Below are 8095 nucleotides of genomic sequence, written 5' to 3' on the forward strand. Positions count from 1 at the left end.
TTGGGTGAGACTGACGGATGACGCCTGACGTCAGGCGGCGAAGGTGACCGGGAGTTCCAGCAGCCCCCGGAACGGGGACGCCGCCGGCAGCCGCCGTACCTCGGCGACCGGCACGGCGAGGCGCAGCCCCGGCAACCGGCGCAGCAGCGCCCCGAGGCCGATCTGCGCCTCCATCCGGGCCAGCGAGACACCGAGGCAGTAGTGGACGCCGTGGCCGAAGCCGAGGTGCGGGCCGCGTACCCGGCAGATGTCCAGCCGGTCCGGATCGGCGAAGTGCGCCGGGTCGTGGTTGGCCGCGTTGATCACCACGCCGACCACGGCGCCCGTCGGGACCTTGACCCCCTGGTACTCGACGTCCTCGGTGGCGATCCGGGGGCTGGCCACCGGTAGCGGGCCGTCGAAGCGGAGCAGCTCCTCGATCGCCGCGGGCAGCAGCTGCGGCGTGGTACGCAGCAGTTCGAGCTGGTCGGGATGGGTCAGCAGGGCGAGCACGGCGTTGCCGATGAAGTCGGCGGTCGTCTGGTGCCCGGCGAACAGCAGCAGGAACGTGGTGGCGACGACCTCCGCCTCGGACAGCGTCGCCTCCTCGTCGCAGACCTCGATCAGCGCGCCGATCATGTCGTCGGCCGGGTGCGCCCGCTTGGCGCCGACCAGGTCGGCGAGGTAGTGGTGCAACCGCAGTTGGGCGTCCTGCACCGCCGCCCGCTCCTCCTCCGGGCTGCGGCCGGACGAGCCGGAGGTCCGGATCACCTGGGTCCAGTCCAGCACCCGGCCGTGGTCGGCCGGCGGGATGCCGAGCAGCTCGCAGATCACCGTCATCGGCAGCGGGATCGCGAAGTCGTGCATCAGCTCGGACCGGCCGTGCGGGACGACCTTGTCGAGCAGGTCGTCCACGATCCGGGCGACCCGGGGCCGGAGCGCCTCGATCCGGCGCGGCGCGAACGCCTGCGACACGATCCGGCGCAGCCGGGTGTGTTCCGGCGGGTCCGAGTTCAGCATGTTCCGGTTCAGCCCGGCCGAGTTCGGACCGAAGATCCGCAGGTAGTGCTGGCCGGGGCCGTAGAGGTCCTTGGAGAGCCGGGGGTCGGTCAGCGCGACCCGGGCGTCGTCGAACCGGGTGATCAGGTACTGGTCGAACCGGGCGCTGACCGGACACACCGGCCGGTCGGTCCGCAGCCGCGCGAAGGTGGGGTACGGGTCGGCGGCGAACTCGTCGGTGTACAGCTCCTTGCCGGGTACCGGGTCCTCGGTCATTTCGACTCCTGGGGCTCGCCGCTGACGCTGTGCAGCACCTGATAGGTGTTCCGGTGGGCGGACTCGCGCAGCTCGCGGATGATGCGCAGCAGCCGGTCCCGGTGTTCGCTACGACCGAAGGCGTCCAGCCGTTCCCGGTCGACCCAGTCGCTGATGATCAGGTAGCTGCGCGGGTCGTCCGCGTCCCGCACCAGGTCCTGGTGCAGGCAGCCGTCCAGCGTGCGGATCTCCTCGGCGGCCGACCGCCACGCCGCCTCGAACCGCTCCTCGCAGCCGGCGCGGGCGCGCATCGCGAGCACCGTGCGGACCCGGGTCATCGGGCACCGCCGAAGACCAGGTGCAGGTGCTTGCGGAGGCCGTCGCCGTCGACCGGCTGGCTGCGGTATCCGACGTGGCCGTCCGGACGGACCAGGTAGAGCGCGGTGCCGGCGACGCCGTAGCGGGCGCGGAACGCGCCGTCGGTGTCGACCACCGCGGGCGGCGCGAGCAGCCGTGGCGTGGCGGCGTCCGGGCTGAGCAGGAGGTACCCGACCAGCTCGCCGGACGCCTGCCGCTGCGCGTCGGCGCAGAGCTCCGCCAGCGCGGTCACCGTCTTCTCCTCGGCCGTGGCGTCGGCGTAGACCAGCAGGGTGTGCCGGGTGCCCCGGGTCAGGTCGCGCAACCGCAGCGGGTGGCCGACCCCGCGCCGGTGCAGGCCGGCGACGTCGGGGGCCAGGTCGCCGGGTCCGGGGCCGGCGCGCAGCGCGTCGGGATCGGCGACGGATTCCCCGACCAACGGGCTGCCGGCGTAGCTGAGCAGCATGGACATCTCCTGGAGGAACTGTCGCTCCAGGTCCGCCCGGTCCAACTCGTCGGTGAAGGCCATCCGTACCGCCCGGCCGACGATCTCCTCGCCCTCCGGCCGCCGCTCGGTCTCGTAGCTGTCGAGCAGGCCGGGCGCGGCGATGCCGCGTACCGCCAGGGCCACCTTCCAGGCCAGGTTCCAGGCGTCCTGGATGCCGGTGTTCATGCCCTGGCCGCCCGCCGGCGGGTGCAGGTGCGCCGCGTCGCCGGCCACGAACACCCGGCCGTCGCGGTAGCGGTCGACGATGCCGTGGCTGATCCGGAACACCGACGACCAGCGCAGGTTCGACGCCCGGGTGCCGGGCGGGGCGAGGTGGTCGAGCGCGGCCTGGACGTCGGCCAGGGTCGGTTCGGCCAGTTCCTCGCTGAACCCGGGCGGGGCGTCCTGCCCGCCGGTCTGGGCGAAGAACCGGGGTGGGGCCAGCGTGGCGATCCGGTACCGGTTCTCGCCGCGCAGCGGTACGCAGACCAGCATGCCGTCCATCCGACCGTCGGTCTCGTGCAGGAACCGGAGCAGGTGGCCGTCCGGCATGTCCCAGTCGACGTCCACGTCGCCGAGCATGAACAGCTGCGGGAACCGGCCCAGCCCGCCGGTGAACGTCAACCCGAGCAGCTCGCGGACCCGGCTGTGCGCGCCGTCGCAGCCGACCAGGTACTTCGCGCGTACCGTCTCGGTGCCGCCGTCGGCGGTGCCCAGCACGGCCGTCACGCCCTCGTCGTCCTGGGTGAACGAGACCAGCTCGGTCCCCCGCCTCGGGCGTACGGCCAGGGTGGCCAGCCGCTGGGTGAGCAGGCGCTCGGTCTCGTACTGGGGCAGGCCGAGGTGCGCGTACGGCAGGCCGGGCAGCTCCCAGCTCATCCGGTGTGTCTCGACGCCGTTGACGAACACCATGTTGCCGGTGAGCCAGACGCCGGCGTCCATCGCCTCCCGGACGATGCCCTGTTCCTCCCAGAGCTCCATCGTGCGGCAGTGCACGCCGATCGCCTTGTCGGCCTGGCCCGGCGGCGCGGCCAACTTGTCGATCACCCGGCAGTCGACGCCGCGCCGGGCCAGTTCGACGGCGGCGGTGAGCCCGGTGGGCCCCGCCCCGACGACGAGTACGTCGATTGTCCTGTGCACGTCGGCCTCCCTGCCGGTCCTCGGTTCTCGGCTGCTGTCCGGATCGGCCACGGCGTGGAACAGCCGGCGCCGGATGTCGAGGAGGAACGGCGCGATCGGGCCGGCCTCCTCCTGCGCGTGCGCCGGGTTGCCGATCCAGCGGTGGAACTCCGCCTCGCCGCGCCACTCGGCGAAGATGTGGTGGACGTCCGACCCGGGCTCGCAGAGCAGTTCCTCGCGCAGGTAGCCGGGCACCGTGGCCATCCGGCCAAGGACCTCGGCGTAGCCGCGCCGGAACTCCGCGCGCCGGTCCGCCGGCACGGTCAGCTCGACGTCCACGTAGATCGTCGAGCCGGTGGGTGCGTCCCGCATCACCCGGTGGCGCGGTGGCCCGGCGCACAGCGGGCGGACGGCCTCGGTGAAGCGGGTGGCCACCGGACCGGCCGTGTACCGGCGCCGGGCGCGCTCGTCGGCCCACTCGGTGACCAGGACGAACACCCTCGGGTCGTCGGCGTCGCACAGCAGGTCCTGCCGGATGCTGCCGGCCAGCCCGGCGATCTGTCCGGCGATGGTCCGGCACGCGGTCTCCACCACGGACTCGCATCCGGGGCGGGCGGTGAGCCGGAGCATCGTCCTGATCATGAGGTCTCCTCGGGCGGCCGGGACGGGGCGAGGGGCGGAGGTCGTGCCCGCGACCCTGCCGGAGTTCGCGTCAACCGCCCGTCACCGCCGGCGGACCCCGAGTCCGCCCGCGGTGACGCCGGACGGCGCCGGACCGCGTACGGGTGATGGCGGTCCGGCGCAGGTTTGCCCGGCGGGGCGGCGGGAACGGCGGAGCGCAACCACGAGTCAGGAGCGGCGGATGAACGGGCCTGTAGGCGACCAGCCGGTCGGTGAGCTGGAACTGGTGCACACCTTCACGGGCGCGATGCCGACCGGGGTGAGCGTCTCGCACACCGGCCGGATCTTCGTCAACTTCCCGAAGTGGGGCGACCAGGTGCCGGCCACCGTGGTGGAGCTGCGCGACGGGCGGGAGGTGCCGTTCCCCGACGAGGCGTGGAACAGCCCGGCCGGCGCGGACGACCCGACGGCGTTCGTCTCGGTGCAGAGCGTCGTGGTGGACCCGACCGACCGGCTCTGGGTGCTGGACACCGGCAGCCCGATGTTCCAGCCGACCCGCCCGGGCGGCCCGAAGCTGGTCCGGATCGACCTGGACACCGACACGGTGGCCCAGGCGATCACGTTCCCGACGGACGTGGCGCTGCCCTCGACGTACCTCAACGACGTGCGGTTCGACCTGCGCCGCGGCGACGCCGGCACCGCCTACATCACCGACTCGTCCAGCTCGGGGCCGAACGGGATCATCGTGGTGGACCTGGCCAGCGGCGCGTCCTGGCGGCGGCTGCACGACCACCCGTCCACCAAGGCGGAGCCGTTGTCCACCTTCCGGCCCGTGGTGGAGGGGCGCCCCTTCCTGGAACGGCCGGCGGACGGCCCGCCGAAGCCGGTGGCGATAGGCTCCGACGGCATCGCCATCTCCGCCGACGGCGCCCGGCTCCACTACTGCCCGCTCGCCTCCCGGCGCTGGTACAGCGTCGCCACCGACGCGCTGACCGACCGTACGCGCGACGATGTCGAGGTCGCGGCGACTGTGGTGGACGAGGGTGACAAGGGCGGCGGCTCGGACGGCCTGGAGACCGACGACGCCGGCCGCCTCTACCTGACCTCGTACGAGCAGAACGCGGTGCTGCGTCGAAACCCCGACGGCGAGTACGAGACGGTGGCGCACGACCCCCGGCTGCTGTGGCCCGACACCCTGTCGGTGGCCGCCGACGGGTACCTCTACCTGACCGCCAACCAGTTGCACCGGCAGCCGAGGTACCAGTGCGGGCAGGATCTGCGGCGCAGGCCGTACGCCCTGTTCCGGGTCCAGATCGACGCCGGGCCGGTCCGGCTGCGCTGAGGCGCGAGGTACCGCCGCGCGCGGTCGAGGCCGGCCACGGCCGCCTCGACCGCGCACCCGGCACCGGTCAGAGCCCGTGCCGGCGGTCGCCCGCCACCAGTTCACCCACCCGCGCCTCGGACGCGGGCGAGAACGGCTCCCGGAACACGGCCACCGCCCGGCGGGTCTCCTCGCCGACCAGGTCGGCGTTGATCTGGGCCGCCACCGCCGTACCGGCCGCCGCGGCGGCACCGACCTGGGCGGCCGGGTCGGTCACGTTGCCCGCCACCCATACCCCGGGCACCTCGGTCCGGCCGGTCGGGTCGGCGGGGACGTGCTCCCCCATTCCCGACGGATGGTCCACGGTGCGCAGCCCGAGCGCCGCCAGGAAACCGGCCCGCGCCACCATCCGCGGCGCGACCACGAGGGCGTCCCGCCGGACCAGCGTGCCGTCGGCCAGCCGTACCCCGACCAGCCGGTCCTCGACCACCTCCAGCGCCGCCACCTCGCCGGGCACCACGCGGATACCACGGGCGGCGAGCTGCTCGGCCTGCTCGCCCTGCGGCCGGTCAGTGGTGTGCGCGAAGTACGTGACGTCACCGCTCAACTGGCGGAACAGCAGCGCCTGGTGCACCGACATCGGTCCGCCGGCCAGCACCCCGATGGCCCGGTCCCGGACCTCCCAGCCGTGGCAGTACGGGCAGTGCAGCACGTCCCGGCCCCACCGCTCGCGCAGTCCGGGCACGTCGGGCAGCTGGTCGACCAGCCCGCTGGCGACCAGCAGCCGGCGGGCCCGGGTGGCCCGGCCGTCGGCCAGCGTCACCGCGAACCCGTCACCGTCACGGGTCACCGCCGCCACCTCGGCGGGCAGCACCTGCCCGCCGTAGCCCCGGACCTCCGCCCGGCCGCGCGCCAGCAGCTCGGCCGGCGGCGTCCCGTCCCGGGCCAGCAGCCCGTGGACCCCGCTGGCCGGGGCGTTGCGCGGGGCGCCCGTGTCGAGCACCACCACCGACCGGCGGGCCCGGGCCAGGGTCAGCCCCCCGCTCAACCCGGCGGCGCCCCCGCCGACCACCACCACGTCGTACTCGCTCCTGAGCTCGTCGGTCACCGTGACCACCTCCCGCGGCCACTCTCCGGCGGATCGCCTTCGGTGGCAAACTTTGTTGCCGGAATGGCAAACTGGGGGGATGGACGACGCCCTCGATCGGACCCTCGACGCGGTCGGACCCCGGCTGCGCGCGCTGCGCCAGCAGCGGGAGACCACCCTGGCCGACCTGGCCGCGGCGACCGGCATCTCGGTGAGCACGCTGTCCCGGCTGGAGTCGGGCACCCGCCGGCCCACGCTCGAACTGCTGCTCCCGCTGGCCCGGGCGCACGGCGTCACCCTCGACGAACTCGTCGACGCCCCACCCACCGGGGATCCGCGCGTGCATCTGCGCCCGATCACCCGGCACGGGATGACCATGCTGCCGCTGACCCGCCGGGCCGGCGGCATCCAGGCGTACAAGCTGGTCATCCCCGGCAACGGCCGCCGCTCGGAGCCGGACCCGCAGACCCACGAGGGGTACGAGTGGCTCTACGTGCTCAACGGGCGGCTGCGGGTCGTGCTCGGGGAGCACGACCTGGTGCTCTCCCCCGGCGAGGCGGCCGAGTTCGACACCCGGGTGCCGCACTGGTTCGGCGCCGCCGACGCGGAACCGGTCGAGTTCCTCAGCCTCTTCGGCCGGCAGGGGGAACGGGCCCACCTGCGCGCCCGTTCCCGTACGCCGGAGCGGCCGAGCTGAACCGGGGCTTCCCCGCCCCCGGGGCGGACGAGGTCGCCTGGGGCCCCGGAGAAGGGTTCAGCGCGGCCTGCGCAGCAGCTCGCAGATGCCGCGGGCGACCTCGAGGGCGGGTGGGGCCGGGTCGTCCGCGACGATCCACTCGACGATCACGCCGAGCAGCGCGCCGGCGAGGAACGCGGCGTGCAGCCCGGCGGGCAGCACCGCCTGCCGGGTGCGACCCGTGTCGAGCTGCTGCCGCCAGCCCTCGGCGAGCAGCTCGCGCAGCCGGTTGGCGAACTCCGGGCTGCCGTGCGGGCCCAGCATGCCCCGGTAGACCACCCGGTTGCCGGCCAGATGGTCGAGGAGCTGGACCAGGTGCACCGGCGGGTCGTCGGTGTCGTCGGCGGTGCCGGCGAGGTCGCGCGAGCAGCGGACGGCCGCGTCGAGGATCTCGCCGACCGCCTCCTCCATGGCGTCCAGCAGCAGCGCCTCGCGGTCGCGGTAGTGCAGGTAGACGGTGGCCCGGTTGATCCCGGAGCGGCGGGCCACCTCGCTGACCGTAACCGACGCCAGGTCGCCGTCGCGGGCCATCTCCCGCACCGTCGCGCGCAGCGCCTCTCGGGTACGGCGGACCCGGGGATCGACCCGGGTGGCGAATACGGGACCGGCGGTATCGCGCATGGCTCCAGCCTACGGTTCGACTGCGCTCTATTCAGCGACACCTGTCGCGCAAGCCGTCCCGACGTCGACTTGACAAGAAAGTTAACTAATAGGCAGTCTTCTATGAGAGAGCGCTCTCTTCCCCCGTCGCACGCCGGTCCCGCACCCGCCGGACCCGGCCGGAAGGAGATCGATGAACAAGCTCCTCGGGCTGCTAACCACCGGGGTCCTCGCCGCCGGCCTGGCCGCCCCACCCACCGCCGCCGCGGCACAACCACCGGGACCCGCCGGCGCCGCCGACGCGACCGGTCTCGCCCCCGGCATGGTCGAGGCCATGCGCCGGGATCTCGGGCTCACCGACCGCGAGGTGGTCGCCCGGCTCCGCGTGGAGGCCGGGGCGACGCTGATCGACCGGCGGCTACGGGCCCGGCTGGGCGCGCGGTACGCCGGCTCCTGGCTGACCGATGGCCGCCGGCTGACCGTGGCGGGTTCCGGCCCCGCGGCGGGCGCCGCCCTCCCCGCCCGAGGGGCCGG

The 8095-nt window shown here is 74.1% G+C and carries 7 protein-coding genes and 1 pseudogene; 3 read left to right on the forward strand and 5 right to left on the reverse strand.

What is annotated here, in order from left to right; genetic code table 11:
• Positions 1 to 30 precede the first annotated feature (30 nt).
• From ONA70_RS17725 to ONA70_RS17735, 3 genes are read right to left on the reverse strand one after another with little or no spacing between them, the layout of a single operon-like run.
• The gene (locus tag ONA70_RS17725) at positions 31 to 1254 is read right to left on the reverse strand and encodes a cytochrome P450 family protein (RefSeq protein WP_265007552.1); all 1224 of its coding nucleotides are present in this window, start codon (positions 1252 to 1254) and stop codon (positions 31 to 33) included.
• Positions 1251 to 1571: a putative quinol monooxygenase gene (locus ONA70_RS17730; RefSeq protein ID WP_265007553.1), complete on the reverse strand. Its 321-nt coding sequence runs from the start codon at positions 1569 to 1571 to the stop codon at positions 1251 to 1253. The genes ONA70_RS17725 and ONA70_RS17730 overlap by 4 nt, the downstream gene beginning before the upstream one ends.
• Complete coding sequence (locus ONA70_RS17735) at positions 1568 to 3838, reverse strand: FAD-dependent monooxygenase (RefSeq protein ID WP_265007554.1); 2271 nt, start codon at positions 3836 to 3838, stop codon at positions 1568 to 1570. The genes ONA70_RS17730 and ONA70_RS17735 overlap by 4 nt, the downstream gene beginning before the upstream one ends.
• A gap of 220 nt (positions 3839 to 4058) precedes the next feature.
• Between ONA70_RS17735 and ONA70_RS17740 the strand changes: the two genes are divergently transcribed.
• Complete coding sequence (locus ONA70_RS17740; protein WP_265007555.1) at positions 4059 to 5159, forward strand: major royal jelly family protein; 1101 nt, start codon at positions 4059 to 4061, stop codon at positions 5157 to 5159.
• A gap of 67 nt (positions 5160 to 5226) precedes the next feature.
• Here the strand turns inward: ONA70_RS17740 and ONA70_RS17745 are convergent, their stop codons facing one another.
• Positions 5227 to 6246: an NAD(P)/FAD-dependent oxidoreductase gene (locus tag ONA70_RS17745; protein ID WP_265007556.1), complete on the reverse strand. Its 1020-nt coding sequence runs from the start codon at positions 6244 to 6246 to the stop codon at positions 5227 to 5229.
• A gap of 79 nt (positions 6247 to 6325) precedes the next feature.
• Here ONA70_RS17745 and ONA70_RS17750 point away from each other — a divergent pair, with 79 nt between their 5' ends.
• Positions 6326 to 6922: a helix-turn-helix domain-containing protein gene (locus ONA70_RS17750; RefSeq protein WP_265007557.1), complete on the forward strand. Its 597-nt coding sequence runs from the start codon at positions 6326 to 6328 to the stop codon at positions 6920 to 6922.
• Between the two features lie 57 nt (positions 6923 to 6979).
• Here ONA70_RS17750 and ONA70_RS17755 read toward each other — a convergent pair whose 3' ends face one another.
• Positions 6980 to 7582, reverse strand: coding sequence for a TetR/AcrR family transcriptional regulator (locus ONA70_RS17755; protein ID WP_265007558.1), 603 nt, complete (start codon positions 7580 to 7582; stop codon positions 6980 to 6982).
• 172 nt (positions 7583 to 7754) lie between these two features.
• On the opposite strand from ONA70_RS17755, the pseudogene ONA70_RS17760 reads away from it, so the two are divergent.
• Positions 7755 to 8095 (forward strand): annotated as a pseudogene (locus ONA70_RS17760) (hypothetical protein); the annotation flags it as partial.

Source organism: Micromonospora yasonensis (assembly GCF_026013475.1).
GTDB classification, from domain to species: domain Bacteria; phylum Actinomycetota; class Actinomycetes; order Mycobacteriales; family Micromonosporaceae; genus Micromonospora; species Micromonospora yasonensis.

What these genes read in the sequence shown, in the direction of transcription:
- ONA70_RS17735 (WP_265007554.1), bottom strand. Translation starts at nt 3,838, where the DNA reads ATGATCAGGACGATGCTCCGGCTCACCGCCCGCCCCGGATGCGAGTCC.
- ONA70_RS17755 (WP_265007558.1), bottom strand. Translation starts at nt 7,582, where the DNA reads ATGCGCGATACCGCCGGTCCCGTATTCGCCACCCGGGTCGATCCCCGG.
- ONA70_RS17740 (WP_265007555.1), top strand. Translation starts at nt 4,059, where the DNA reads ATGAACGGGCCTGTAGGCGACCAGCCGGTCGGTGAGCTGGAACTGGTG.
- ONA70_RS17725 (WP_265007552.1), bottom strand. Translation starts at nt 1,254, where the DNA reads ATGACCGAGGACCCGGTACCCGGCAAGGAGCTGTACACCGACGAGTTC.
- ONA70_RS17750 (WP_265007557.1), top strand. Translation starts at nt 6,326, where the DNA reads ATGGACGACGCCCTCGATCGGACCCTCGACGCGGTCGGACCCCGGCTG.
- ONA70_RS17730 (WP_265007553.1), bottom strand. Translation starts at nt 1,571, where the DNA reads ATGACCCGGGTCCGCACGGTGCTCGCGATGCGCGCCCGCGCCGGCTGC.